25 protein-coding genes and 2 tRNA genes are annotated in these 25,174 nt (G+C 64.8%); 6 read left to right on the plus strand and 21 right to left on the minus strand.

What is annotated here, in order from left to right:
* Positions 1 to 32: 32 nt before the first annotated feature.
* From WT24_RS01475 to WT24_RS01490, 4 genes are all read right to left on the minus strand, one after another.
* Positions 33 to 323 (minus strand): putative quinol monooxygenase, encoded by a 291-nt coding sequence (locus tag WT24_RS01475; RefSeq protein ID WP_059499066.1) that lies wholly within the window; start codon positions 321 to 323, stop codon positions 33 to 35.
* Between the two features lie 534 nt (positions 324 to 857).
* On the minus strand, positions 858 to 2,066 hold the full coding sequence (gene bamC / locus WT24_RS01480; protein WP_059499067.1) for an outer membrane protein assembly factor BamC: 1,209 nt from the start codon (positions 2,064 to 2,066) through the stop codon (positions 858 to 860).
* A gap of 140 nt (positions 2,067 to 2,206) precedes the next feature.
* A tRNA-Pro gene (locus WT24_RS01485) sits at positions 2,207 to 2,283 on the minus strand.
* A gap of 131 nt (positions 2,284 to 2,414) precedes the next feature.
* Positions 2,415 to 3,128, minus strand: a complete 714-nt coding sequence (locus WT24_RS01490) for a bifunctional 2-polyprenyl-6-hydroxyphenol methylase/3-demethylubiquinol 3-O-methyltransferase UbiG (RefSeq protein WP_059789759.1) — start codon at positions 3,126 to 3,128, stop codon at positions 2,415 to 2,417.
* A 391-nt stretch (positions 3,129 to 3,519) separates the two neighbouring features.
* Between WT24_RS01490 and WT24_RS01495 the strand changes: the two genes are divergently transcribed.
* Complete coding sequence (locus tag WT24_RS01495) at positions 3,520 to 5,730, plus strand: hypothetical protein (RefSeq protein WP_060030644.1); 2,211 nt, start codon at positions 3,520 to 3,522, stop codon at positions 5,728 to 5,730.
* An 81-nt stretch (positions 5,731 to 5,811) separates the two neighbouring features.
* On the opposite strand, the gene WT24_RS01500 is transcribed toward WT24_RS01495, so the two are convergent.
* From WT24_RS01500 to WT24_RS01560, 13 genes are all read right to left on the minus strand, one after another.
* On the minus strand, positions 5,812 to 6,225 hold the full coding sequence (locus tag WT24_RS01500) for a MerR family transcriptional regulator (RefSeq protein WP_059499070.1): 414 nt from the start codon (positions 6,223 to 6,225) through the stop codon (positions 5,812 to 5,814).
* A gap of 58 nt (positions 6,226 to 6,283) precedes the next feature.
* Positions 6,284 to 6,670: an integration host factor subunit alpha gene (locus tag WT24_RS01505; protein ID WP_006486093.1), complete on the minus strand. Its 387-nt coding sequence runs from the start codon at positions 6,668 to 6,670 to the stop codon at positions 6,284 to 6,286.
* Between the two features lie 73 nt (positions 6,671 to 6,743).
* Entirely contained in the window at positions 6,744 to 9,173 is a 2,430-nt protein-coding gene (gene pheT / locus WT24_RS01510) for a phenylalanine--tRNA ligase subunit beta (RefSeq protein WP_060030647.1), read from the minus strand.
* A 96-nt stretch (positions 9,174 to 9,269) separates the two neighbouring features.
* Positions 9,270 to 10,283, minus strand: a complete 1,014-nt coding sequence (gene pheS / locus WT24_RS01515; RefSeq protein WP_060030650.1) for a phenylalanine--tRNA ligase subunit alpha — start codon at positions 10,281 to 10,283, stop codon at positions 9,270 to 9,272.
* 148 nt (positions 10,284 to 10,431) lie between these two features.
* On the minus strand, positions 10,432 to 10,791 hold the full coding sequence (gene rplT / locus WT24_RS01520; protein ID WP_004192938.1) for a 50S ribosomal protein L20: 360 nt from the start codon (positions 10,789 to 10,791) through the stop codon (positions 10,432 to 10,434).
* Positions 10,792 to 10,821: 30 nt separating this feature from the next.
* Complete coding sequence (gene rpmI / locus WT24_RS01525; RefSeq protein ID WP_004191477.1) at positions 10,822 to 11,019, minus strand: 50S ribosomal protein L35; 198 nt, start codon at positions 11,017 to 11,019, stop codon at positions 10,822 to 10,824.
* Between the two features lie 189 nt (positions 11,020 to 11,208).
* Positions 11,209 to 11,733, minus strand: coding sequence for a translation initiation factor IF-3 (gene infC, locus WT24_RS01530; RefSeq protein WP_071734130.1), 525 nt, complete (start codon positions 11,731 to 11,733; stop codon positions 11,209 to 11,211).
* Positions 11,734 to 11,782: 49 nt separating this feature from the next.
* Complete coding sequence (gene thrS / locus WT24_RS01535; protein WP_059789756.1) at positions 11,783 to 13,690, minus strand: threonine--tRNA ligase; 1,908 nt, start codon at positions 13,688 to 13,690, stop codon at positions 11,783 to 11,785.
* Positions 13,691 to 13,958: 268 nt separating this feature from the next.
* Positions 13,959 to 14,035: transfer RNA gene (locus WT24_RS01540), tRNA-Val, on the minus strand.
* Between the two features lie 84 nt (positions 14,036 to 14,119).
* A complete protein-coding gene (locus tag WT24_RS01545) occupies positions 14,120 to 16,354 on the minus strand; it encodes a bifunctional (p)ppGpp synthetase/guanosine-3',5'-bis(diphosphate) 3'-pyrophosphohydrolase (protein ID WP_060030653.1) in 2,235 nt (744 codons plus the stop codon).
* Between the two features lie 39 nt (positions 16,355 to 16,393).
* Entirely contained in the window at positions 16,394 to 16,747 is a 354-nt protein-coding gene (locus tag WT24_RS01550) for a RidA family protein (RefSeq protein ID WP_027784253.1), read from the minus strand.
* Between the two features lie 76 nt (positions 16,748 to 16,823).
* The gene (locus WT24_RS01555) at positions 16,824 to 17,720 is read right to left on the minus strand and encodes an alpha/beta fold hydrolase (protein ID WP_059499074.1); all 897 of its coding nucleotides are present in this window, start codon (positions 17,718 to 17,720) and stop codon (positions 16,824 to 16,826) included.
* Between the two features lie 154 nt (positions 17,721 to 17,874).
* A complete protein-coding gene (locus WT24_RS01560) occupies positions 17,875 to 18,765 on the minus strand; it encodes a LysR family transcriptional regulator (RefSeq protein WP_059499075.1) in 891 nt (296 codons plus the stop codon).
* Positions 18,766 to 18,903: 138 nt separating this feature from the next.
* Here WT24_RS01560 and WT24_RS01565 point away from each other — a divergent pair, with 138 nt between their 5' ends.
* The 3 genes from WT24_RS01565 to WT24_RS01575 are packed head-to-tail and all read left to right on the plus strand — an operon-like array spanning position 18,904 to position 21,237.
* A complete protein-coding gene (locus WT24_RS01565) occupies positions 18,904 to 19,461 on the plus strand; it encodes an ester cyclase (RefSeq protein WP_060030656.1) in 558 nt (185 codons plus the stop codon).
* The gene (locus tag WT24_RS01570; protein WP_060030659.1) at positions 19,458 to 20,486 is read left to right on the plus strand and encodes a polysaccharide deacetylase family protein; all 1,029 of its coding nucleotides are present in this window, start codon (positions 19,458 to 19,460) and stop codon (positions 20,484 to 20,486) included. Before WT24_RS01565 ends, WT24_RS01570 begins: the two co-directional genes overlap by 4 nt.
* A 37-nt stretch (positions 20,487 to 20,523) precedes the next feature.
* Positions 20,524 to 21,237, plus strand: coding sequence for an SDR family oxidoreductase (locus tag WT24_RS01575; RefSeq protein WP_060030661.1), 714 nt, complete (start codon positions 20,524 to 20,526; stop codon positions 21,235 to 21,237).
* Positions 21,238 to 21,321: 84 nt separating this feature from the next.
* Here WT24_RS01575 and WT24_RS01580 read toward each other — a convergent pair whose 3' ends face one another.
* Entirely contained in the window at positions 21,322 to 21,963 is a 642-nt protein-coding gene (locus WT24_RS01580) for a CoA transferase subunit B (protein ID WP_040144027.1), read from the minus strand.
* Position 21,964: 1 nt separating this feature from the next.
* Entirely contained in the window at positions 21,965 to 22,669 is a 705-nt protein-coding gene (locus tag WT24_RS01585) for a CoA transferase subunit A (RefSeq protein WP_012363722.1), read from the minus strand.
* Positions 22,670 to 22,889: 220 nt separating this feature from the next.
* Between WT24_RS01585 and WT24_RS01590 the strand changes: the two genes are divergently transcribed.
* Positions 22,890 to 23,435 carry a LuxR C-terminal-related transcriptional regulator gene (locus tag WT24_RS01590; protein WP_012328362.1) on the plus strand — a complete coding sequence of 182 codons (546 nt, stop codon included), beginning with the start codon at positions 22,890 to 22,892 and terminating at the stop codon, positions 23,433 to 23,435.
* A 125-nt stretch (positions 23,436 to 23,560) separates the two neighbouring features.
* Here WT24_RS01590 and WT24_RS01595 read toward each other — a convergent pair whose 3' ends face one another.
* Entirely contained in the window at positions 23,561 to 24,001 is a 441-nt protein-coding gene (locus tag WT24_RS01595) for a thioesterase family protein (RefSeq protein WP_034207097.1), read from the minus strand.
* 32 nt (positions 24,002 to 24,033) lie between these two features.
* The gene (locus WT24_RS01600; protein ID WP_011545236.1) at positions 24,034 to 24,816 is read right to left on the minus strand and encodes an SDR family oxidoreductase; all 783 of its coding nucleotides are present in this window, start codon (positions 24,814 to 24,816) and stop codon (positions 24,034 to 24,036) included.
* A gap of 178 nt (positions 24,817 to 24,994) precedes the next feature.
* Here WT24_RS01600 and WT24_RS01605 point away from each other — a divergent pair.
* Positions 24,995 to 25,174, plus strand: a 180-nt coding sequence (locus WT24_RS01605; RefSeq protein WP_156441716.1) for an FAD-dependent oxidoreductase, incomplete at its 3' end; no start/stop codon positions are given.

The following is a 25,174-nucleotide window of genomic DNA, read 5'->3' on the forward strand; positions in this document are numbered from 1 at the left end:
CGGACAGGTCCGGTCGCTCCACCCGGCTCGACTCAGACGAGCTTCGACAGCACGCGGATTTCGGAACGTTCGATCCAGTCCGCGGCCGCTTCGCGATAAGCGAGAATATGCGCGGAACGCGCATGCGCGGCCAGCGCCTCCTCGCTCTCCCAACGCTCGATGAATACGAACCGCGCGGGCTCCTTCAGATCCCGGTGCAGGTCGTACTGCAATGCGCCGGCTTCGTTGCGGGTCGGCTCGACGATTCCCTCGAGCGCGGCGCGCAGTTTTTCCTCGGCGCCGGGCTTCGCCACGATCAGCGCCACGACTGCAATTTCCGCCATTCCCGCCTCCCTCTTCCGAAAAAGTCCGAGAATACGCGAATCTCGCGCCGCGCATCGGCTACGCCGAGACTGCATGACGACGGCACCAAAAAAATAGCCCGCGCTTCAGAGAAGCGCGGGCGAAACCGTCGCCCTACGAGGATAGGCGACGGGGCCATCGAGATCCGCACGCTGGCGCGGATCGTCATCTGTTGTGCCGACGCTTGTCGCGTCGGCATGTGAAGGCGTCAAGACCGTTGTTCGGGCGCTCGCGGCGCATTCCCCGGACTCTGACGCCATCCTCCCTGTTCTAACGATTCCAACCTATAAAGCAGGTTGCGTGCCAGGCGCCGAATACCCGACATTCCGTTGATTTATAAGGACAATTTTTTAGATCGGCGACAATGTGACACTTGTTTTGTCGTCGTAACGCCCGGATGTTACGTAACGTCACGAGGCGGGGTCGAACCACGCTCCCGCCGCACGCGCCAGCGAGCGACCATGAAAAAAGCCCGCCGGAAGGCGGGCTTTTCAAGGGTGCGGGAAACGCCGGGATCAGCGGAGCTGATTCACGAGCAACCCCATGATCTGCCGAGCCGGCGACGACGTATCGATCGCGCCCGAATCGTCGACGACCGCGACGCGCGTCTGATCGGCCGTGAGCGCCTTCACGTTGACGCGATACTGCTTCGCCTGCTTTTCCTTCTTGCCGTGGAACAGCTGGCTCCAGAAACCCTGCTCCGCCGAGCTCAAATCCTTCGGATCGACGTAGCGCACGAAATACAGGCCCTTCGAGCGATCGCGATCGTCGACCGTGAAGTTCGCGCGATCGAGCGCGAGACCGACATGCAGCCACGACCGGTCGTACGGCTCGCCGAGCGTGACTTCGGACGGCACGGCCGCTTCGGCCGCGTCATTGCCTTGCGCCGACGTGCGCGAGACGTTCTGCGCAGCGATCGCCGCGGCAGCCTTCGACGACGCGTCGGCGTCGGCCTTCTTGTCGTTCGGGACCGCGTTGTCCTTGATGTTCGCGATCGGCGGTTCGCCGTTCTTCGCGCGTTGCTCGTTCTGCGCGAGCACGGCCATCAGCCGCTTCAGGTATTCCGTCTCGAGCGCGGGATCGTTCGGCTTCGGTTCCCATTTGCTCGAATCGTTGTTCGCGCCGGTGATCGCCTCGCGCATCCCCTTCTGGCTGATGAACACGTAAGTGCCGCCGTTCGGCGCCGAATCGAGACGCGTGCGGTACTTGTTGCGCTCGGCCGTCACGTACGAATTGCCCATCGCCTTCGAGATCACGCTGCGGATCAGGCCGTCGTTGATCTGCGGATGGGTTTCGTTCCAGTCGGTTTCCATCACGCCCTTGTCGCGCTGGTCGACGACGAGCAGGAAGCCCTGCTCCTGCCAGAAACGGCGAACCTGCGGCCAGATCGCGGCCGGCTGCTTGCCGTCGATCACGAGCCAGCTTTCGGTGCCGTCGCGCTGGATATGCATGCCGGCCACGGCCGGTGCGACGGTGTCCAGCGCGGGCGCAGCCTGCTGGACCTGCTTGAGCGCGGACAGGGAAGTCGCGCCGCCCTGGGGCGGCAGCGAACGCTGATCGGCCGTCTCGTCGAGCATGTTGGGCGGCACTGCGAGCGACGCTTCCTTCGATTTCGAATCGCTCTTGTAGTCCACTTTCGTGGGCGACGACGTACCGCAACCGGCGACGAGCGCGCCGGTGGCGAGCACTGCAGCGAACCGCATGGTAAGACGAAGATCAGTCATGTTCGGGGAATCCTCTTCCGCTAAATCACGGCGCTTTCCGTGGATCAACCTTGCATTTTACCGGGGCCGCGCCGCGATGTGCAAAAAAGCGACGGCCAAGAAAAAACCCGCGTCAGCCTGAGCTGACGCGGGTTCTTGTCTGGTCGGGGCGAGAGGATTTGAACCTCCGACCACCTGCACCCCATGCAGGTACGCTACCAGGCTGCGCTACGCCCCGAAAGAAAAAAATTATAACAGACAGTTCCTCGATTTAGAACGGGTCGCATGCATTTTGTGAATGTTCTCGTGAAATTTTTTGGCGCGATGGGGCCGATGCAAGCAATCTGCGGCGCCGGTTCCCCACCTGCGTCACCGCTTGCGTGCGACGCAGATGACCGTCAGGCCGGCGACGCGATTGAAGCGGAACATCGGCAACTCGATGCGGCAGATCGTCTTGAGCAAGCCGTTGACGAACGGATGATGACGACGCAATTGCGACGCAGGCTCGCGCGGATGCGAACGCGCGCGCTCGCCCAGCCGCAACGCGGCCGCGAGCGGAAACGTGAGACCGAAATAATATGCGCCGTGCTCGACGTCGAGCCCCGCACGCCGGGTCACGTCCTCGAGGCCGCCGAGCGTATATCTGCGCTTGTGCTCGAGGAAATCGTCGTGGCCGCTCCACAGGAACTGGAACGCCGGCACCGTGATCAGGAACCGGCTGCCCGGAGGCGCACCCTTCACATACTGCATCAGCAGCCCGACATCGTCGTCGACATGTTCGAGCACGTCCATCAGCAACACGAGATCGGCATCGAATCGATCGACAGACCGCCGAAAGTGGATGGGCTTGCCGGCCGCCTCGCCGTCGCTGTCGTCGGCGTAGCTCGTATCGACGCACCATGCTTCCGTCGCCTGCGTGCGCTCGAGCAGATGCTGCGAGAAAAAGCCGGAACCCGCACCGACGTCGAGTATGCGGTTCGCGCCCGACGCACCCAGGAACCGGCGAATTGCGCTCGCCTTCGACGCGTAGTACCAGTGGTCGCCCACCCCCGCACCCAGTACGTCGACTTCCTTCAGGTCCATGGCGCTTCCCCGTGATGGCTGCCGTGTTGTGACGCCGAACCAGCCATTGATGCCGATCTTACCTCGCCGCCAGCGTCGATCGTATCCGTCGATGCCCGGGGGCCGCGCCGCTCGGGCATCGGGTGAAACCCGCGCCGGCCAAGGCCGGTCGCGGGTTTTCAGGGCCGCTTCGACAGACGCCGACCGCCGCGCCGGACAAACCAAACGACCGTTTGAACCAGCCGTCCATCCCCCGCGAATCCGTTGTCTGGCCGCCCGCCGGCGCGCCGCACCGGTATGCCCGTTGTTTGGTAACGCCGCTCTAGCACGCTATGACACACTGCACGGCATCGACGCCCGCGCCGTGCAATAGCGCGTCGCCGTCGATCAAGACAAGACATGGAGACAGACGATGCGGAATGCGGTCCGGCGCGGCCATCGCTCGCCTTTGGCAATTTTCGACTGGGTTTCCGGCCTGCGACGCACGGCCACCGCGGGGTCGCGCACGACATCCCGCGTGTTCGGCTGCAGCGCGCTGGCGCTCGCGCTGCTTTGCACCGGCTGCGCGGAATCGGCCGCGCAACGCGACATCAATACATCCATTGCGTCGACGAAGATCGAGCGCACCAAGGCCGAGCGGCTCGCGCACGAGCAGCAGATCGCGCGTACCGTGCCGTCGCTCGCATCGATCAGCCTCACGCAACCGCGCCCGTTCACGCTGCGCGACTCGGGCCAGAACGGCGCGATGACGTTCCTGCGCGACGTCGATTTCCGCGTCGTCAACAACCTCGGCTTCTTCATCCATCAGTTGTCCGCCACGCTCGTACCGACGCAGGCCGGCGCGCCGATCGTGTTCGACGACCCGACGAGCTTCGAGATCGACGTGCACGAAGGCACGGTCACGCTCGACAACGCGAAGCTGACCGCCCTCTTCAACACCTACATCTTCGGCTATCGCAACGCGCCGCTGCGCAAGCTCGCGGTGTCGGCCGGCGACGGCGTGATCCATCTGCAAGGCGAGATGCAGCGCGACGGCTGGGTACCGTTCTCGCTGACCGGCACGCTCGCGATCCGCGACGGCAGCCAGCTCGTGTTCCACCCGACCGGCGTGCGCGTGTCGGGCATCGACGCCCAGCCGGTGATGCGCGCGGCCAACGTGAAAATGGCCGACCTGCTGAAGGTGCAGACACCGATCGCCCAACTCGCCGGCGACGATCTCGTGATGGCGGTCGACAAGCTGATGCCGCCGCCGCGCCTGAAACTCACGATCACCGCCGTGCGCGTGACGCCGGCGGGCCTCGACCTGAAGCTCGACGACGGCACGCGTGCCGGCTTCGCGATGCCCGCGAATGCCCCGCAGCAGGCGATGTATATCCGCGGCGGCGACGTGAAATTCATGCGCTCGATGCCGATGAACGCGGATATCCTGATCGGTCCGATCGACTCGTCGAGGCGCGACCAGACGTTCGTGTTCGACCTGTATCACTATCGAGACCAGGTGTCGGCCGGCTACTTCAACTTCGACGAAAGCGGCGCGATGGCGATCCGGATGCCGTCGTATACGGGCCCGGCGAGCGGCGCGCTGCTCGGCAACGCCGCGGCGCGCCTGAACGACAGCTTCCTCGCCGCGCAGCAGAATACGCTGCGCGACGTGCGGCAGCACTGGGAAGCGTACGCGCTCGCGGCGGACGCGGCGCGGCCCGGCATGCAGAAGGTTGCGATGCGGCGCACGTCGACGACGCCGTTCAACGAACGGCACGTCTCGAACCGCAACCCGACGATCCACCTGCGCAACGTCGACTTCAACCTGTCCGGCGATATCGGCTTTCATGTCGAAGATCTCGACGTGGAGCTCGTGTCGAAGCGCCCGGGCGAACCCGTCGATCTCGACGATCCCAACCAGTACGACATCCGCATTCTCGGCGGCACGGTCGTCGAGTCGTGGAAGGCGATGTCGGCGCTCTTCAACGACTATCTGCTCGACTATTCGCCGCGTTCGCTGAACGACCTGCAATTGAGCGCGGACGGCCAGAACCTGCGCGTCCGGGGCGGCATCAAGCTGTGGAATCATGTGCCGGGCGTCTGGCTGCCGACCGACATGAAGGGCTCGCTGACGGTGCTCGACGACCGCCACCTCGCATTCAAGCCATCGCAGGTGTCGGTGCTCGGTATCCCGCAGGCGACGCTGCTGCGCTCGCTCGGCATCGAGCTCGCGTCGCTGACGCCGTTGCAGCGGCGCGGCGCGGAACTGCGCGGCGACACGCTCGTGCTCGACCAGTACACGGTGTTCCCGCCGCCCGTGCTGAACGGCAAGCTCGGCCAGGCAACGGTCGAGCGCGACGGATTGCGGCTCACGTTCCGGCGCGCCGCAAGTGCGCCCGCGCCGAAGCGGCCGCAGATCGACGCGCCGAGCTACATGTGGATGGAAGGCGGCGACATGAAGATGTTCAACGTGCTCGAACTGAACGTGCGCGCGCTGATCCGGAATTCGGCCGAGGCCGGCCCGATGCGGTTCGACCTGTACGGGTATCGCAGCCAGGTCGCGCAAGGCTCGGTGCGGATGCTGCCGGACGGCACGCTGGTCGTCGACATGGGGCTAAAGAATCCGCTCGCGTCGCGCTGATCCGCGTGCAGGACACGCATGAAAAAAGCCCGGTGGCAAGTCGCCAACCGGGCTTTCCAATGCATCTTGCGCGCCGTGCGCTCAATCGCGTTTCAGTCCGTCGATCACGTCCAGCAACGCCTGCCGCAACGCGATGACGTCGACGGTCGCGCCCGGCTTGATCGCCCCGCGCGCATCGACGGCCCGCGCATCGGGTTCGACCGGCTCCGCCGCGGCCCGCTCGCTGCCCGGCGAATCGAGCCGGTTGCGCGCACCGTTGATCGTGAAGCCCTGCTCGTACAGCAACTCGCGAATCCGCCGGATCAGCAGCACTTCGTGATGCTGGTAATACCGACGATTGCCGCGCCGCTTCACCGGCCGCAACTGAGTGAACTCCTGTTCCCAGTAACGCAGCACATGTGGTTTGACCCCGCACAGTTCGCTGACTTCGCCGATCGTGAAGTAGCGCTTCGCGGGAATCGGAGGCAAGACGACTTTCTCAACCGTGGTGGTCATCGTCGGTTAACCGTCGGTAAAGGGTGCGCGGCGGCCGCGCGGGGCGTGGGCGCGCGTATTACTCCGCGCCGTTTTCGACCAGCGCCTTCAGCTTCTGGCTCGCGTGGAAGGTTACCACCCGGCGGGCCGCGATCGGAATCGCCTCGCCCGTCTTCGGATTGCGGCCCGGACGCTGCGGCTTGTCGCGCAACTGGAAATTGCCGAACCCCGACAGCTTGACGCTTTCGCCGTTTTCGAGCGCGTCACGGATCACTTCGAAAAACGCCTCGACCATGTCCTTCGCTTCACGCTTGTTCAGCCCGACGCTGTCGAACAGCAGCTCCGCCAACTCCGCCTTCGTCAGCGTCGGCGTCTCGGTGGACGCCGGCGCCGAAGCGTCGCGGTTCATCGCGCTGCGTTGCGCCGTCAGGAGGGCTTCGAATTCACTCGAGGTCATGTCGTTCATATCTGCCATACAGCGCGTTGAATCAAAACTTACGATGGAAACAAGCCGCCCGCGAACGGGCCGGCCCCTCTCCTCAGCCGCGCAGGCGCGCGCCGGCACGAGCCATCCGCTCGACCAGCGTCTGGATCGCCTGATCGACGATCTCGTCCTGCAGCGTGCCAGCCGCGTCCTGCAGCGTCACGCGGAAGGCAAGGCTCTTCTCGTTCGCGGCAAGACCACCGGAAGTGTTTGATTTTGCACGAAATTCGTCGAAGAGTACAACCTTCTGAACGAATCGGCAGGCCTCTTCGGCAAGCGCCTTCTTCATTTCGTCGAAAAGTGCCTGAACCTCGACCGCCTGATCGACGACAACGGCGATATCGCGACGGACCGGCGGGAATTTCGACACGTCGGTCGGCGCGGGCAGCGCACGCGCAATCAACGCGTCCGCGTCGATCTCGAACATCACCGGCGCGTGCGGCAGCTCGTACTTCTGCATCAGGCGCGGATGCAGCTCACCGATCCAGCCGACCGCGCGGCCATCGACCTCGATGCGTGCGCTGCGGCCCGGATGAAGGGCCGGATGCTCGGCCTTCACGAAGCGCGCAACCGCCGGCGCGAGCAGCGCTTCGAGATCGCCCTTCACGTCGAAGAAATCGACCGCGCGGGTCGCCGCACCCCATTGCTCGTCGAGTGCCGGACCATACGCCAGCGCGCCGACGCGCTTCGGCTGCGCGTGACCTTCGACCGCCAGCTCGCCGGCCTTCACCGACGGATCGGCGACGAACACGCGCCCCGATTCGAACACGCGCACACGATCGGCGCGGCGGTTCAGGTTGTGACGCAGCACGGCGATCAGGCTGCCGAACAGCGTCGTGCGCATCACCGAAAGCTGGCTCGCGATCGGGTTCAGCAGCCGGATCGGGTTGTCGTTGCCCGCGAAATCGTGCTCCCACTCCGCATCGACGAAGCTGAAGTTGACGGTTTCCGCGTAGTCGCGCGCGGCGAGCGCGTGACGGATATCGTGGATCGAACGCCGCGTCTCGTTGGTCGCGCGCATTTCGCTCGTCGCGACCGGCGGCCGCGCCGGGATCTTCTCGAAGCCGTAGATGCGCGCCACTTCCTCGATCAGGTCTTCCTCGATCTCGATGTCGAAGCGGTGCGACGGCGGCGTGACGAGGAACGCGTCGTCTTCACGCTCGAACGGCAAGCCGAGACGCGTGAAGATGTTCGCGATCTCGTCGGCGTCGATCTTCACGCCGATGATGCGGTTCGCGCGCGACACGCGCATCTTCACCGGCGCGCGCTGCGGCAGGTTCACCGCCTGATCGTCGACCGGGCCGGCCTTGCCGCCGCAGATCTCGAGGATCAGTTGCGTGATGCGCTCGACGTGCTCGACGGTCGTCGCGTAATCGACGCCGCGCTCGAAGCGATGGGCCGCATCGGTCGAGAAGTTGTACTTGCGCGCGCGGCCGCGGATGCTGTCCGGCCACCAGAACGCGGCTTCCAGGTAGATGTTGGTCGTATCGAGCGTGACGGCCGTGCTGTCGCCGCCCATGATGCCGGCCAGGCTTTCGACTTGGGCCGCGTCCGCAATCACGCCGACCGTTTCGTCGAGTTCGACCGTGTTTCCGTTGAGCAGCTTCAGCGATTCGCCGCGCTTGCCCCAACGCACTTCGATGCCGCCGTGGATCTTGTCGAGATCGAACACGTGCGACGGGCGGCCGAGTTCGAACATCACGTAGTTCGAGATGTCGACGAGCGCGGACACGCTGCGCTGGCCCGCGCGCTCGAGGCGCTCGACCATCCATTGCGGCGTCTTTGCGCGCGCGTTCACGCCGCGGATCACGCGGCCCGAGAAGCGGCCGCACAGATCGGGCGCGGCAATGCGCACCGGCAGCGTTTCGTCGAGCTCGACATGCACCGGGCGAATATCGACCGGCGTCAGCGGCGCGCCGGTGATCGCGGCCGTCTCGCGGGCGATACCGAACACCGACAGGCAGTCGGCCTTGTTCGGCGTCAGCTTGATTTCGAAGATCGTGTCGTCGAGATTGAGGGTTTCGCGGATGTCCTGGCCGACCGGCGTGTCTTCCGGCAGGATCAGCAGCCCGCTGTGATCCTCGGACAATTTCAGCTCGCGCGCCGAGCACAGCATCCCCTGGCTTTCCACGCCGCGCAGCTTCGACAGCTTGATCGCGAACGGCTTGCCGCCCTCTTCCGCCGGCGGCAGTTCCGCGCCGACCAGCGCGACCGGCACCTTGATGCCCGGCGCCACGTTCGGCGCGCCGCAGACGATGTTCAGCGTCGCGCCGGTGCCGGCGTCGACCTGGCAGACATTGAGCTTGTCCGCATCCGGATGCTTGACGACTTCGAGCACGCGGCCGACGACGATCTTCGACGTCGGCGGCGCAGCCTTGCTCAGCGATTCGACTTCGAGCCCCGCCATCGTCAGCGCGTGCGACAGTTCGTCGGTCGTCAGCTGCGGGTCGACAAAGGTTCTCAACCAGGATTCAGGGAATTGCATGGATGTCTACGTTCGAAACAGGTTAGATCGACGCCCGGGCCCCTCGGAAACGTCCGTCGGGGCGTGCGCGGGCACAGGTCGGCGCGGCGAGCGGCGTTATGCGAACTGGCGCAGGAAACGCAGGTCGTTCTCGAAGAACAGCCGCAGATCCTGGACGCCGTAACGCAGCATCGTCAGGCGCTCGAGGCCGCTGCCGAACGCGAAACCGATGTAGCGCTCGGGGTCGAGGCCCATGTTGCGGATCACGGTCGGATGCACCTGCCCGGAGCCGGAAATTTCGAGCCACTTGCCGGCGTTCTTGCCTTGCTCGAACATCATGTCGATCTCGGCCGACGGTTCCGTGAACGGGAAATACGACGGACGGAAGCGCACGAGGATGTCGTCGCGCTCGAAGAATTTTTTCAGGAAGTCGGTATAGACGCCCTTGAGATCGGCGAAGCTGATGTTTTCGTCGATCCACAGCCCCTCGACCTGATTGAACATCGGCGAGTGGGTCGCATCGCTGTCGACGCGATACGTGCGTCCCGGCGCGATCACCTTGATTGGCGGACGGTTCATGCGCGCATAACGCACCTGCATCGGGCTCGTGTGCGTGCGCAGCAGCAGCTGGCGGCCGTCGGCATCCTTGCCTTCGACGTAGAAGGTGTCCTGCATCGAACGCGCCGGATGGTTCTCCGGGCTGTTCAGCGACGTGAAGTTGTACCAGTCGGTCTCGATTTCGGGGCCGTCGGCCACGTCGAAACCGATCGAGCCGAAAATCTGTTCGACACGCTCCCACGTGCGCATCACCGGGTGCAGGCTGCCGGTGCCGGCGCCACGGCCCGGCAACGTCACGTCGATCGCTTCGGCGGTGAGGCGCTGATTCAGCAGCGCGTCGGCCAGTGCCTGGCGACGGGCGGTGAGCGCGGCTTCGACCTGCTGCTTCGCGACGTTGATGCGTGCGCCTTCGGTCTTGCGTGCTTCGGGATCGAGCTTGCCGAGGCCCTTCAGCAACTCGGTCAGCGCACCCGATTTACCGAGAAATCGCGCTTTCTCGTTTTCGAGCGTGGTGATGTCGGCAGCCTGTTCGAAGGACTGCTGCGCGTCGGCGACAATCTGGTCCAGATCCATAGATCCCATCATTTCCAACGTCATTCGGTCTTGGCGAGCGAAACCGCCCACCAAACAAAAAAGGGGCTCGGAAGAGCCCCGTTTTCGCTGCAGCGGCCGAGACTACCGGAACCTCGCTGCAACTAACCACGCAGTGCTAATTTCGCAATTAGGCTGCAACGGCGGCTTTCACCTGCTTGACGATCGCAGCAAAAGCAGCCTTGTCGAACACCGCCATGTCGGCCAGCACCTTACGGTCGAGTTCGATCGACGCCTTCTTCAGGCCGTTGATGAACACGCTGTAGGTCATGTCGTGCTGGCGAACTGCCGCGTTGATACGCGTGATCCACAGTGCGCGGAACACACGCTTCTTGTTGCGGCGATCGCGGTACGCGTACTGACCAGCGCGCATCACCGCCTGCTTGGCGATGCGGTAGACGTTATTGCGGCGGCCGCGATAACCCTTGGCCAGGTTGATGATCTTCTTGTGGCGGGCCCGTGCGGTTACCCCACGTTTGACTCGAGGCATGTTTCTCTCCTTGGAGTATCAGTTGAGGGGTTACGCGAACGGGAGCATCGCGCGGACGGAGTTCAGATCGGAATCGTGAACTGCCGTTGCGCCGCGCAGATGGCGCTTGTTCTTCGTGGTTTTCTTGGTCAGGATATGGCGCTTGAAGGCTTGACCGCGCTTGACGGTACCGCCCGGACGCACCACGAAGCGCTTTGCAGCGCTCTTCTTGGTCTTCATCTTAGGCATGACGAACAACTCCAGTTTATTAGATGGCGATGGGTGTGCGGTTGGCTTGCGCCCTTGACCCGCCCTTCGAAACCCAGTCCACTTGTGTACGGCGACCCGCTTGCGCAGCCGCCGTCGTTGTTGGCGCGCTGCCCGACCGGGCAGCGCGCCGAACCACTGTCGAACCTGCGCGCGATGCGCGCGGGCTCGTTACTTCTTTTTCTTCGGCGAGAGCACCATGATCATCTGGCGCCCTTCCATCTTCGGCATCTGCTCGACCTGGCCGACTTCCTCGAGATCCGTGCGCAGACGCTCGAGCATCCGCATACCGATTTCCTGGTGAGCCATTTCGCGGCCGCGGAAACGCAACGTGATCTTCGTCTTGTCGCCCTCTTCGAGGAAGCGCACGAGATTGCGGAGCTTGACGTTGTAATCCCCGTCATCGGTACCCGGGCGGAACTTGACTTCCTTCACCTGGATGACCTTCTGCTTCAGCTTCGCTTCGTGCTGCTTCTTCGATTCCTGGTACTTGAACTTGCCGTAATCCATCAGACGGCAAACCGGCGGCACCGCTTGCGGCGCGATTTCCACCAGGTCAACATCCAGTTCTTCCGATTTACGGAAAGCATCAGCGAGTTTTACGATACCGAGCGGTTCGTTCTCGATCCCGACCAGGCGCACTTCCGGCGCAGTGATTTCACCGTTGATGCGGTGCGACGACTTATCAGTAGCGATGTTACGTTTCCTCTAAAAATTAAAAAAACGAGCCGCGCTGCCAGGGCGGTTACTTGAACGAGCGCAGGTCTTCCTGCAGACGCTCAACGAAGGCTTCGACCGGCATTACGCCAAGGTCGACGCCGCCACGGGCACGCACGGCTACCGTTTGTGCATCACGCTCCTTATCGCCCACGACGAGGAGATAAGGCACCTTTTCCAGCGTGTGCTCGCGTATTTTATAGCTAATCTTCTCGTTGCGCAAATCGGCCGCCACTCTAACCCCTTGTTTTTGCAACGATTGGGCCAGGGACTGCGCATATTCGGCCTGACTTTCGGCGATATTGAGCACAATTGCCTGGTACGGCGCGAGCCAGACCGGCATTGCACCAGCATGGTGCTCGATCAAAATGCCGAGGAACCGCTCCATCGACCCGACGATCGCGCGATGCAGCATCACCGGCCGGCGGCGGCTGTTGTCTTCCGCCACGTACTCGGCGCCGAGGCGCTCCGGCAGCACCATGTCGAGCTGCAGCGTGCCGCATTGCCACGAGCGGCCGAGCGCGTCCTTGATGTGGTACTCGATCTTCGGGCCATAGAACGCGCCCTCGCCCGGCAGTTCCTCCCAGGACAGACCGCACGCCGTGAGCGCGTCGCGCAAGCCCTGCTCGGCGCGATCCCACGTTTCGTCGGTGCCCGCACGCTGTTCGGGGCGCAGCGACAGCTTGATGTCGATGTGCTCGAACCCGAAATCCTTGTACACGCTCATCGCCAGCGTGTTGAACGCGATCGACTCGGCGATGAACTGCTCTTCCGTACAGAAGATGTGCGCATCGTCCTGCACGAAGCCGCGCACGCGCATCAGGCCGTGCAGCGCGCCCGATGCCTCGTTGCGGTGGCACGAACCGAATTCCGCGTAACGCAGCGGCAGGTCGCGGTACGAGCGCAGGCCATGCTTGAACACCTGGACGTGGCCCGGGCAGTTCATCGGCTTGATCGCGTAGTCGCGCTTCTCCGACTCCGTCGTGAACATGTTTTCGCGATAGTTCTGCCAGTGGCCCGACGCCTCCCACAGCGAACGGTCCATGATCATCGGCGTCTTGATCTCGAGATAGCCGGCTTCGTTGACGCGGCGGCGCATGTACTGCTCGACCTGCTGCCACAGCGCCCAGCCCTTCGGATGCCAGAACACCATGCCCGGCGACTCTTCCTGCATGTGGAACAGGTCGAGCTGCTTGCCCAGCTTGCGGTGGTCGCGCTTTTCCGCTTCCTCGAGCATGTGCAGGTACTGATCCTGGTCTTCCTTCTTCGTCCAGGCCGTGCCGTAGATGCGCTGCAGCTGCTCGTTCTTCGAATCGCCGCGCCAGTACGCGCCCGCGACCTTCATCAACTTGAAGACCTTCAGCTTGCCGGTGGACGGCACGTGCGGGCCGCGGCACAGATCGGTGAAGCCGCCGTGCGAGTACAGCTTGATTTCGTCGCTTTGCGGAATCGATTCGATGATCTCGGCCTTGTACTTCTCGCCGATGCTGCGGAAGTAACCGGCGGCCTCGTCGCGCGACACGACACGGCGCGTGACCGGCTCGTCCTTCTTCGCGAGTTCCTGCATGCGCTTTTCGATCTTTTCCAGATCTTCCGGCGTAAACGGGCGGTTGTACGAGAAGTCGTAATAGAAACCGTTGTCGATCACCGGGCCGATCGTCACCTGCGCGTCCGGATACAGTTCCTTCACCGCGTACGCGAGCAAGTGGGCGGTCGAGTGGCGGATGATGTCGAGGCCGTCGGCATCCTTGTCCGTGACGATCGCGAGCGACGCGTCGCGATCGATCACCGTCGACGTATCGACGAGCTCGCCGTCGAGCTTGCCGCCCAGCGCAGCCTTCGCCAAGCCGGGACCGATGGAGGCCGCAACCTCGGCAACTGTCACCGGATGCTCGTATTGTCGAACTGAGCCGTCAGGCAAGCGTATCGAAACCATAGCAATCTCCGTGATGCCGACAGTGGGCGGCAGACCAGGTACGCGAGTCAAACTCACGCGGGAAAATTCGCGACAAAAAAAATGCGGCCCCGCTTTCGAGGGGCCGCATTCGATACTTCACTCAACTGAAAGGGCGAAAACGTTCCTCGACTAGCGTCGCTCCGAAGTGGTTTCGGTCAACGTTCGCGGTGTCATAACCGTATTCGCCTTGTTCGCGTTGAGTTGTGTACTGCATCGAACGCCCGGAGGCCGGGCATTCTCAATTCGTTGGTAGGCTCGATTGGACTCGAACCAACGACCCCCACCATGTCAAGGTGGTGCTCTAACCAGCTGAGCTACGAGCCTAGAGAAGCTAAGATTATATGGAGTTGCTACCGGCTTGGCAAGCGTTTTATGCGGTTGCAGCAAAATAACGCTGTTCCAACCCCATCACGATTTTCGTCCTGCCCGCACGACGCCCTGCACCTCGCCGAGCAGCGTGCATGCGCGCTGCACCTGCGCCGAATTCGATACCTCGACCGTGAACTGCATGAATGCCGCATTGCGGCGGCTCTGCGTCTTCACGCCCACGACGTTGATCTTTTCCCGCGCGAACACTTCGGAGATATCGCGCAGCAACCCTTGTCGGTCGCTCGCCTCGATCATCAGGTCGACCGGATAGACGGACGCGCCGCGCCCGCCCAGCACGTCGGCCGACCAGGTCGTCTGCAGCACGCGCTCCGGCGCGCGCTCGACCATCCGGCGAAACGTCGGGCAGTCGGTGCGGTGGATCGACATCCCCTTGCCGCGCGTGACGAAACCGCTGATCGGATCGGGCGGCGCCGGACGGCAGCAACGCGCCAGTTGCGTCAGCAGCGCGTCGACGCCCACCACCAGCACGCCGGTCGACGCGCCATGCGCGACGCTCGCGCCGCTGCTGCGCTTCTCGAAATCGGCCGGGGCCTCGGACGCCGGTTCCGGCGGCGGCGCATCGGACAGCGCGTGCTCGACGTTGCGCAGGCTGAATTCTTCCTTGCCGACGACCGAGAACAGCTCCTCGGGCGACTTGAAGCCGAGCTTCGCGGCGAGATGGTCCAGATTGACCGACGTCTTGCCCTCGCGCTGCAGCGTCTTTTCGACGAGCGCGCGGCCGTGCGCGACGTTTTCTTCCTGCTCGATCGAGTTGAACCACGCACGCACCTTCTGCCGCGCGCGCGAGCTCTTCAGGTAACCGAGCTGGAGGTTCAGCCAGTCGCGCGACGGCCCGCCTTCCTTCACCGCGACGATCTCGACCGTCTGGCCGTTCGCGAGCGACGTGTTCAGCGGCACCATCACGCCGTCGACGCGCGCGCCACGGCAGCGATGGCCGAGCTCGCTGTGCAGGTGATACGCGAAATCGACCGGCGTCGCGCCCTGCGGCAGCGCGATCACGCGCGCCTGCGGCGTCAGCACGTAGATGTGGTCGTCGTCGAGCGACGTTTCGCGCAGTTGCGCCCACGCCTGGTCGCCCGACACTTCGGCGCCGTCCTCGACGTCGTCCTTCCACGCGAGCAACTGGCGCAGCCACGCGATCTTCTCGTCGTACTTGTCGCTCGCCGAGAACTGGCCGCCATAGCCGCGCGCGCCGGCCTCCTTGTAGCGCCAGTGTGCCGCGACGCCATACTCGGCGAAACGATGCATCTCCTGCGTGCGGATCTGCACTTCGAACGCACGGCCGTCGTCGCCGATCACGACCGTATGCAGCGACTTGTAGCCGTTCGGCTTCGGCCGCGAGATGTAGTCGTCGAACTCCTTCGGCACCGGCTGCCACAGGTGATGCACGATGCCGAGCACCGCGTAGCAATCCTTGATGTCCGGCACGATCACGCGAAACGCGCGCACGTCGTACAGCTCGGAGAAATCGAGCTCCTTGCCGCGCATCTTGCGCCAGATACTGTAGATATGCTTCGGCCGGCCGCTGACGTCGGCCTGGATGTTCGCCTCCGCGAGCTCGTGCTGCAGCCGCGCGATCGCCTGCGTGACGTACGCCTCGCGCTCGATGCGCTTCTCGTCGAGCAGCTTCGCGATCCGCTTGTAGGTGACAGGATCCTCGAAGCGGAACGCGAGATCCTCGAGTTCCCACTTCAGTTGCCAGATACCGAGACGATTCGCGAGCGGCGCATAGATCTCGAGCGTCTCGCGCGCAACGTCCGGCGGCGGGTCGATCTTCGCGGCCGCGTAGTGGCGCAGCGACTGCAACCGCGACGCGAGCCGGATCAGCACCACGCGGATGTCCTGCGCGAATGCGAGCAGCATCTTGCGCAGCGCCTCGATCTGCGTACGCCGCTCCTGCGCCGCGTCGCGCCCGGCGTCGGGCTTCGCGTTCTGCGCGACGCGCAGGCTGACGGTGCCGAGCCGCAACAGCTTGCGCACGTCGAATACGAGCCGCGCGACTTCGTCGCCGAAACGCTCGGTCAGCTCGCGTTCGGGGTCGCTCAGGTGCGGCGTCAGCACGAACAGCGCGGCGGCCTGCATCGCGGACGGATCGACGTTCAGCGTGCGCATGATCGCCGCCGTGCCCGCCGAGTGATCAGCGAGCAGTTCGCCGGACGACAGGCGCGCATCGCCGGCCCGCTCGCGCACGAACGCGAGCACGTCGTCGAACGACGGCGCCGCGACGGAGGATGCGGAAACGGATTCGGTCATTGCACGGCCTGCCGGAATACGATCATCGTCGGATAACGCTCAACTCCGCTGCGCGGCGACGACGACGATCTCGACGAGCAGCGCCGGATCCGCGAGCTTCGCCTCGACGGTGGCGCGCGGCGGCGTGTTGCCCTGCGCGACCCATGCGTCCCACTCCGCATTCATGCCTTCGAAATTCGCGAGATCCGAGATGTAGATCTGCACCGACAGCAGATGCGCCTTGTCGCTGTTCGCTTCGGCGAGCAGACGGTCGATGTGGCCGAGCACTTCGCGCGTCTGGCCGCGGATGTCCTGCGTGGTGTCTTCGGCGATCTGGCCGGCCAGATACACGGTGCCGTTGTGGATCGCGGTTTCGGAGAGACGGGCCCCGACGTGGTGACGAATGACTGCCATGAAATGTTCCGGTCGTGATGAGTGAGGAATCGGGCGGCACGGCCCGCGTGCCGCCGAACCGCATATTATGACGCGTTTAGGCGCCGCCTTCGACGAAAAACCGCCGCGCGAGCGCAATCTGGTCGGCGCTGACGAACGCCGGCGCGTGGCCCGCCCCCGGGATCTCGACCTGCGTCACATGCCGGCCGCGACGGACCATTTCGGCCGCCGTCTCGCGCGACAGCAAGTCGGACGTCTCGCCGCGCACGACGAGCAGCGTCGCATCCGTCGTCTCGATCGCGCGCCACAGCGCGGCCTCGCCGAGCGCGGCCAGCTCCGGCGTCGTCGCCTTGAACGGCTCGGCGATGCGCGGATCGTAGCGCATCGTCCAGTCGCCTTCGGGCAGTTGGTGCAGCAGCGGCCCGTTGATCTCGCGCCACTCGTCGGCGCTCAGCGCACCGAACGGCAGCGACAGCGACGTCAGATAGTCGATTCCCTCCTGCTCGGTCGCAAAGCGCGGCTGCACGCCAAGGTACTCGCCGATGCGCGTGAGCGAATCGGGCTCGATGCGCGGGCCGACGTCGTTGACGATCATCCGCCGCAGCGGCGAACCGGGCAGCCCGGCGAGCGCCATGCCGATCAGGCCGCCCATCGACGTACCGAACCAGTCGACCGATTCCACGTCGAGCCGTGCGATCAACGTCACCATGTCGGCCACGTACTGCGGAATCGCGTAGAGCCGCGGATCGGCCAGCCGGTCGGAGCGGCCACGCCCGGCGACATCGGGGCAGACGACGCGATACGTATCGGACAGCGCGGCGGCCAGCCGGTCGAAATCGCGCCCCGAGCGCGTCAGGCCGTGCACGCAGACCAGCACGCGCGGATTCGCGGGATCGCCCCATTCCGTATAGGCAACGTGGTGAAGGCCGGCGGCGCTCGCACACTGCACGCGTCGCTGACGGGGAACCGGGGAATTCGCTGAAGTCGTTGGCATCGTTGGCATCCTGTGGAACGGCGGCGGCGCGGCGGGCCGCGCTTGCAACCGACGAGCCGCCTGGTGCAAACGATTGTAAACCGCTTCGTAACGGCGAGGCGCCACACGCCCACGGCTCTCCAACGCATCGTTCGCGACGACTCGCATCGCGGTACTACGTACCGCGCAGCTGCTCGCGCAGAAAATCGACGAATGCCCGCACGCGCAGCGGCACATGGCGGCCGCCGGGATAGACCGCGTGCAGCGGTGCCGCCGGCGCCGCGAATGCCGGCAGCACGCGCACGAGCCGGCCGGCATCGAGGTCCTCGACGACGTCCCAGATCGACTTCAGTGCGATGCCCGCCCCCTCGAGCGCCAGCGTACGCGCCGCACCGCCGTCATTCGTCAGCAATGCCGCTGTCACGCCGACGGCAACCGTACCGTCGGCACCGTCGAACCGCCACTCGGTACGGGGTTGATCACCCAGCACGATGCACTGGTGCGCGCAAAGCTCGGCCGGATGAGCCGGCTGCCCGTGCGCGGCCAGGTAGCGCGGCGATGCGCACAGCACGCGATGATTCGGCGCCAACTCGCGCGCGATCATCGTCGAATCGGCGAGGCTACCGATCCGCACGGCGACGTCGATGTCCTGCGCGAGCAGATCGACGATCGTATCGGTCAGCATCAGATGCACGACCAACTCCGGATGTCGCCGCCGAAATGCCGCGACGAGCGGCGCGATCCGCAGCCGGCCCAACTCGCCCGGGGCCGTCACCCGCAGCACGCCGCCGACCGTACCGCGGCGATCGCTCATCAGCGTTTCGGCGCGCTCGACCTCCGCCAGGATGCGAAGCACCTGCGCATGAAACTGTGCACCGTCGTCGGTCAGCGTCTGCTGCCGGGTTGTCCGGTGCAGCAGTCGCACGCCCAGGCGCGACTCGAGATGCGCGAGCCGTTTGCTCACGACGGACAGCGACAGGTCCAGCTCACGCGCCGCCGCCGACAGGCTGCCGGCCGACACGATCCTCGCGAAGGTATCGAGCGCGGCGAGATCGTCGATCAGCATCGCAGCGCTCGGCTCAGCTCGACCTTTCCTTTTTTCGAATAATCCATTCGATTTTTCCCCATATTTATATCAAGAACAGAAACCTACCATACCTGTTCCGCGTCGTCCCACGATGCCCCTTACAGGACCCTCCAAACCATGTCGATTCGTCTTTCTTCAATCGCCCGCCCGATCGCCCGCATGATCGCCGCGGCGGCATGCGTGGCCGCGCTTTCGCCCGCCGCATCGCGCGCTACCGAACTCGTCGAGCCTCACGGCCTGACCGTCGCGACCGATGTGCCGGCCTCGCAGGCCCGTGAGCAGATTCTCGCCGCGCGCCGTTACGGCACATTCTGGGATACCGGCGATGCCGCGCTCGCGCGCGCGGCGCTCGCGCCAGACTTCATCGATCGGACCTTGCCGGCGGGTCGCGCACAAGGCGTATCGGGGCCAATCGCGGCATCCGGAGCGATGCGTGCTGCCGTCCCGGACCTGCGTTGCGACATCGAACAAATGATCGTCGCCGGCAACCGGGTCGTCGTGCATCTGCATTTTCGGGGCCATTTCATCGGCATGTTCAATGGCACGGCCGGACACGGGCAGATGGTCGATTTCATCGCGACCGACATCTATCGGATCGATCACGGCCGGATAGCGGAAAACTGGCATATCGAGGACAACCTGACGCTGATGCGCCAACTCGGACTCGTCGGATGACGGAGGGAACGATGACTTTCAGCGACAACGATTCGTCCGCGATGCAGCCGGGCCGCCGCACCTTTCTTGCGCAAGCCGGCGCCGGCGTGGCTGCCGGCATCGCGATGGCCGCGGGCGCATCGCGCACGGCGGTCGCCGCGCCGATGCCGGGCGCCGCCGCGACGGACATCGGCGGGTTCTGGCCGGACGATACGCGGCTCGCGATCTCGATCTCGATGCAGTTCGAGGCCGGCGGACAGCCGCCGAAGGGCGCGGACAGTCCGTTTCCGCCTGTCCAATTCCCGGCGTCGGTGCCGGTCGATCCGGCGTCGGCCACGTGGTTCGCGTACGGCTACCGTGAAGGCATTCCGCGCCTGCTCGACCTGTGGGACCGGCACGGCGTGAAAGTGACGTCGCACATGATCGGGGAAGCCGCCCGCCGGCATCCCGAACTGGCACGCGAGATCGTGTCGCGCGGCCATGAAGCGGCCGCGCACGGGCCGACATGGCGATCGCAATTCGCGATGAACCGTGACGACGAGCGCCGCTTCCTCACGGAAGCCCGCGACATGGTCGAGGCGGTGACGGGGCAGCGCCCGATCGGCTACAACTGCAACTGGTTGCGGCGTGGCCCGCACACGCTGTCGCTGCTGCAGGAACTCGGTTACGTGTACCACATCGATGACGTCAGTCGCGACGAGCCGTTCGTCGAGACCGTCGGCGGCCGCGATTTCGTGGTCGTGCCATACACGCTGCGCAACAACGACATCCTGCTGATCGAGGGCCGCAACTACTCGCCGACGATGTTCCTCGAACAGATCAAGCTCGATTTCGACCAGTTGTACGCGGAGGCCGGGCAGCGGCGCAGATTGATGTCGATCAGCGCGCACGACCGGATCAGCGGCACGCCGCAGATGGTCCGCGCATGGGACGCATTTCTGCGCTACGCCCGCTCGCATCCGGGCGTCGCGTTCATGCGCAAGGACGACATCGCACGCTTTGCGTTGCGCAGCCGGTCGACGCTACGCGAAACCGAAGCGCTCTGACCGGATTCCACTCACTTCCTCACTTCGGAAAACCATCATGAATGATTCGCTACACGGAAAGAAAGTACTGGTCGTCGGCGGCAGCTCCGGTATCGGCGCCGCGGCCGCGACAGCATTCGCGCAGCGTGGCGCCGTCGTGACGATCGCGTCGCGCGATCCGGCGAGGGCCGGCGCGGATCTCGCGCGAAGCGGGCACGTGCGTACCGAAGCGCTCGACATCACCGATACGGCGGCCGTCGATGCATTCTGCGCGCGTGCCGGTCAGTTCGACCATGTCGTGATCTCGGCCGCGAAGACCGCCACCGGCCCGCTCCGCTCGCTGCCGCTCGCGGACGCCCAGGCCGCGATGGACAGCAAGTTCTGGGGCGCATACCGTGTCGCCCGCGCGATCGACATCGCATCCGGCGGATCGCTGACGTTCGTATCGGGTTATCTCAGCGTGCGACCGAGCGCGTCGTCGGTACTGCAGAGCGCGATCAATGCGGCGCTGGAAGCGCTGGCGCGCGGCCTTGCGCTGGAACTGGCGCCCGTACGCGTGAATACCGTTTCGCCGGGCCTGATCGCGACGCCGCTGTGGGACAAGCTTGCCGCCGACGCCCGCGAAACGATGTATGCGAACGCCGCCCAGCGCCTCCCGGCGCGCCGGGTGGGCCGGCCGGAAGACGTCGCGAATGCGATCGTGTATCTGGCGACGACTGGTTATGCAACCGGTTCGACGGTGTTGATCGACGGCGGCGGCGCAATCGCGTGACGCACGGTCATCGCAATCATGACAAAACGCCCCGCGTTCCATGAGGAACGCGGGGCGTCGAGGGTCGTGCAGAGAAGTCGGCGCTTACGCGACCGCGCTCAGGTCGAGCGGCGCGCCCGTCTTCGCCTGGATCTCTTCCGCGCTCACGCCGTCGGCGAGTTCGAGCACCTTCAGCCCGTCCGGCGTCACTTCGATCACGCCGAGGTCGGTGATGATCAGATCGACCACGCCGACACCCGTCAGCGGCAGGTTGCATTCGTCGAGAATCTTGTGCTGGTCGCCCTTCGCGACGTGCTCCATCAGCACGACGACGCGCTTCACGCCCGCGACGAGGTCCATCGCGCCGCCCATCCCCTTGATCATCTTGCCCGGGATCATCCAGTTCGCGAGGTCGCCCTTCTTGCTGACCTGCATCGCGCCGAGGATCGCGAGATTGATGTGGCCGCCGCGAATCATCGCGAACGAATCGGCCGACGAGAAGATCGACGAACCCGGCAGCGTCGTGACGGTCTGCTTGCCGGCGTTGATGAGATCGGCGTCGACTTCGTCTTCGGTCGGCGACGGCCCGATGCCGAGCAGGCCGTTCTCCGACTGCAGCCACACCTCGACGCCTGCCGGCACGTGGTTCGCGACGAGCGTCGGCAGGCCGATGCCGAGGTTCACGTAGAAGCCGTCCTGCAGTTCCTTCGCCGCGCGCGCGGCCATCTGGTCACGATTCCAGGCCATGTCAGTCTCCTTTCGCGCGTACGACGCGTTGTTCGATGCGTTTTTCAGGCGTCGCGTTCAGCACGATGCGCTGCACGAAGATCCCCGGCGTATGAACCTGGTCCGGATCGAGCGTACCGTTCTCGACGATCTCCTCGACCTCCGCCACGGTGATCTTGCCGGCCATCGCGCACATCGGGTTGAAGTTGCGCGCGGTGCGGCGATAGATGAGGTTGCCCGACTTGTCGGCCTTCCACGCCTTGACGAGCGCGACGTCTGCCGTCAGCGACGGCTCGAGCACGTAGTGGCGATCGCCGAACTGGCGCGTTTCCTTGCCTTCCGCGATCACGGTGCCGTAGCCGGTATTCGTGAAGAACGCGGGGATGCCCGCGCCGCCCGCGCGCAGCTTTTCGGCGAGCGTGCCCTGCGGCGTGAATTCGAGCTCGAGTTCGCCGGCCAGGTATTGGCGCTCGAACTCCTTGTTCTCGCCGACGTACGACGAGATCATCTTCTTGATCTGGCGCGTTTCCAGCAGCAGGCCGAGGCCGAAACCGTCGACGCCCGCGTTGTTGCTGATGCAGGTGATGCCCTTGACCGCCGAATCGCGCAACGCCGCGATCAGCGCCTCGGGAATCCCGCACAGGCCGAAGCCGCCCACCGCGAAGGTCTGTCCGTCGCGGACGATCCCCTCCAGCGCGGCAGCCGCGCTTGGATAGACTTTGTTCATCAGTTGTCCCTTCCTCTATGGAAACCAGCAAAACCGGTTCACGCGCCACGTGGCGCAAGCCCGCCGCACCATTCTATGCATGTGCGGCAATGCCTGCGTCGGGGCACGCTGTTTTTATGTCGCGACACACCGCCGCGAGATGCCTGAAAGGGTACGATGTGACGCCGATGCGGCACAATACGCAAAAATACATAAGCATTTGCCTCCGCCTGCCCGCGCCATGCCCGATCTCGATTACCAGACCGCCTTCCACCTCGCGCCGCTCGGCCTCGTGCTGTCGCGCGATCGCGTGATCGAGGACTGCAACGACGCGCTCGCGTCGATCTTCCGCTGCGCGCGGGCCGACCTGATCGGGAAGTCGTACGCGGTGCTCTACCCGTCGACGGACGAATTCCAGCGAATCGGCGAGCGCATTGCACGCGTGATGGTCGCGAACGGCGTCTACTCGGATGACAGAATCATGAAACGCGCGGATGGCGAGCTGTTCTGGTGCCACGTGACGGGACGCGCACTCGACCGCACCGCGCCGCTCGCGGCCGGCGTCTGGACCTTCGAGGATTTGAGCGCGACGCGCCGCGTCGCGGTCGAGCTGACCCCGCGCGAGCGCGAGATCGCCGCCCAGCTCGCGACCGGCAAGACCAGCAAGCAGATCGGGCGCGTGCTCGACATCAGCTCGCGCACGGTCGACATCTACCGCGCGCGGCTGATGCGCAAATACGGGACGAACAATACGCCGGAGCTGCTGCAGCGCCTGCTCGGGCAGTGAACGCGCATCGCATGACGGCGCTCGGATGACGATCGGCCGCGCATGGCGGCCGATCGGGGGGAACATCGGAAAACCGGGCACGGCACGCCACCGGCGATCCGGTGCCGGCCTGCCGGCAGCCGCGCTCAGCCGACTTTCGTCGCGAGCGCCTGCTCGATCGTGTCGCGCAGCAGTTGCGGCAGCGGCACCGACTTGCCGAGCGCGTAGTCGACCCACACGCAGCGCGCGTTGCCGCGTGCATAGACATGCCGCGGATCGTCCGCGCGCGTGAGCTCGAAACCGGTGTCGAAACTGCTTCGGCCCGGCTTCGCGGCCGACATCTTCGCGATCACGTCGCCCGGATAGTGCAGTTGCTTGAGGAATTCCATCGACGCGGTGACGATGACGGGGCCCTGCCCCTCGCCGTTGCCGCCGGCGATGCCGAGCGCTTCGAACCACGAAATCCGCGCCTGCTCCATGTAGCGGAAATAGACCGTGTTGTTCACATGGCCGAACGCGTCCATGTCGCCCCAGCGGATCGGCATCGACATCTCAAAAACGGGTGAGTAATCGCTTGTTGCGCTCATTGCAGTCTTCTTTGTTGCGGAATGTCATCCGCTCACGCGAGGCCGAAACCGTCGTCGGCGGAGATAATCGAGCCATTGATGAACTGCGACTCGTCGGCCGCGAGCAGCAACAACAGCCCGTCGAGATCCTGCGGCTTGCCGACGCGCCGGCGCGGCAGCATCGACTGCAGCTTCTGGCCCTGCTCGGTTTCCCACAGGTAATGATTGATTTCGGTATCGATATAGCCCGGACAGATCGCGTTCACGTTGATCCCGTGGCGGCCCCACTCCAGCGCCATCGCGCGCGTCATCTGCACGACCGCGGCCTTGCTCATCGCGTACAGCCCGATCTGCGGGAACACGCGCAGCCCGGCCACCGACGCGATGTTGATGATCCGGCACGGCGGCTTGCCGTTGCCGCCGCCGTTCGCGCGCATGATCATCCGCTTCGCAACTTCCTGCGCGACGAAAAATGCGCCGCGCGTGTTCGTATCGAACACGAACTCGAAATCCGCCGGCGTCACGTCGACGAGCTTCTGCATCGTCGACACGCCGGAATTGTTCACGAGGATGTCGATCGTGCCGGCTTCCGTCTCCGCATGCGCGACGGCCGCCTTGATGCTCTGCACGTCGGTCACGTCGAGCGACACGACGTGCGCGGCACCGCCCGCCGCCTCGATCTCCGCGCGCAGTTCCTTCAGGCGTTCGACGCGGCGGCTCGCGAGCACGACCTTCGCGCCGGCCTGCGACAGCACCTGCGCAAAACGCTGCCCCAGGCCGCTCGACGCGCCCGTGACCAACGCAACCTTGCCTTCCAGATTGATCGATCGACCCATTTGCCCATCCCCTTTCGATGTCGTTTCGCCAGCCCCGGCGGCACAGCCCGGGCGGCATTACCCTAGCACAAAAATAGAACGATCGTGCTAATCTGCCTGCATGTTGTTGCGGCAAGCGTTTCGTTTCGCAGACAATACGCTCCCGAATAAAAGCATTCTAACGGTTAGAGGAACGCCAATGACCCCCGCAAGCCTCATCGAGCAATACGGCCCGCGCGAATCGATGGAATACGACGTCGTGATCGTCGGCGGCGGCCCCGCCGGGTTGTCGGCGGCGATCAGGCTCAAGCAACTGGCCGCCGAGAAAGGCGCCGAGATCGGCGTGTGCGTGCTCGAGAAGGGTTCCGAGATCGGCGCG

Source organism: Burkholderia sp. MSMB1078WGS, assembly GCF_001528895.1.
GTDB lineage: Bacteria > Pseudomonadota > Gammaproteobacteria > Burkholderiales > Burkholderiaceae > Burkholderia.

What these genes read in the sequence shown, in the direction of transcription:
- WT24_RS01475 (WP_059499066.1), bottom strand. Translation starts at nt 323, where the DNA reads ATGGCGGAAATTGCAGTCGTGGCGCTGATCGTGGCGAAGCCCGGCGCC.
- bamC (WP_059499067.1), bottom strand. Translation starts at nt 2,066, where the DNA reads ATGACTGATCTTCGTCTTACCATGCGGTTCGCTGCAGTGCTCGCCACC.
- WT24_RS01490 (WP_059789759.1), bottom strand. Translation starts at nt 3,128, where the DNA reads ATGGACCTGAAGGAAGTCGACGTACTGGGTGCGGGGGTGGGCGACCAC.
- WT24_RS01495 (WP_060030644.1), top strand. Translation starts at nt 3,520, where the DNA reads ATGCGGAATGCGGTCCGGCGCGGCCATCGCTCGCCTTTGGCAATTTTC.
- WT24_RS01500 (WP_059499070.1), bottom strand. Translation starts at nt 6,225, where the DNA reads ATGACCACCACGGTTGAGAAAGTCGTCTTGCCTCCGATTCCCGCGAAG.
- WT24_RS01505 (WP_006486093.1), bottom strand. Translation starts at nt 6,670, where the DNA reads ATGAACGACATGACCTCGAGTGAATTCGAAGCCCTCCTGACGGCGCAA.
- pheT (WP_060030647.1), bottom strand. Translation starts at nt 9,173, where the DNA reads ATGCAATTCCCTGAATCCTGGTTGAGAACCTTTGTCGACCCGCAGCTG.
- pheS (WP_060030650.1), bottom strand. Translation starts at nt 10,283, where the DNA reads ATGGATCTGGACCAGATTGTCGCCGACGCGCAGCAGTCCTTCGAACAG.
- rplT (WP_004192938.1), bottom strand. Translation starts at nt 10,791, where the DNA reads ATGCCTCGAGTCAAACGTGGGGTAACCGCACGGGCCCGCCACAAGAAG.
- rpmI (WP_004191477.1), bottom strand. Translation starts at nt 11,019, where the DNA reads ATGCCTAAGATGAAGACCAAGAAGAGCGCTGCAAAGCGCTTCGTGGTG.
- thrS (WP_059789756.1), bottom strand. Translation starts at nt 13,690, where the DNA reads ATGGTTTCGATACGCTTGCCTGACGGCTCAGTTCGACAATACGAGCAT.
- WT24_RS01545 (WP_060030653.1), bottom strand. Translation starts at nt 16,354, where the DNA reads ATGACCGAATCCGTTTCCGCATCCTCCGTCGCGGCGCCGTCGTTCGAC.
- WT24_RS01550 (WP_027784253.1), bottom strand. Translation starts at nt 16,747, where the DNA reads ATGGCAGTCATTCGTCACCACGTCGGGGCCCGTCTCTCCGAAACCGCG.
- WT24_RS01555 (WP_059499074.1), bottom strand. Translation starts at nt 17,720, where the DNA reads ATGCCAACGACTTCAGCGAATTCCCCGGTTCCCCGTCAGCGACGCGTG.
- WT24_RS01560 (WP_059499075.1), bottom strand. Translation starts at nt 18,765, where the DNA reads ATGCTGATCGACGATCTCGCCGCGCTCGATACCTTCGCGAGGATCGTG.
- WT24_RS01565 (WP_060030656.1), top strand. Translation starts at nt 18,904, where the DNA reads ATGTCGATTCGTCTTTCTTCAATCGCCCGCCCGATCGCCCGCATGATC.
- WT24_RS01570 (WP_060030659.1), top strand. Translation starts at nt 19,458, where the DNA reads ATGACGGAGGGAACGATGACTTTCAGCGACAACGATTCGTCCGCGATG.
- WT24_RS01575 (WP_060030661.1), top strand. Translation starts at nt 20,524, where the DNA reads ATGAATGATTCGCTACACGGAAAGAAAGTACTGGTCGTCGGCGGCAGC.
- WT24_RS01580 (WP_040144027.1), bottom strand. Translation starts at nt 21,963, where the DNA reads ATGGCCTGGAATCGTGACCAGATGGCCGCGCGCGCGGCGAAGGAACTG.
- WT24_RS01585 (WP_012363722.1), bottom strand. Translation starts at nt 22,669, where the DNA reads ATGAACAAAGTCTATCCAAGCGCGGCTGCCGCGCTGGAGGGGATCGTC.
- WT24_RS01590 (WP_012328362.1), top strand. Translation starts at nt 22,890, where the DNA reads ATGCCCGATCTCGATTACCAGACCGCCTTCCACCTCGCGCCGCTCGGC.
- WT24_RS01595 (WP_034207097.1), bottom strand. Translation starts at nt 24,001, where the DNA reads ATGAGCGCAACAAGCGATTACTCACCCGTTTTTGAGATGTCGATGCCG.
- WT24_RS01600 (WP_011545236.1), bottom strand. Translation starts at nt 24,816, where the DNA reads ATGGGTCGATCGATCAATCTGGAAGGCAAGGTTGCGTTGGTCACGGGC.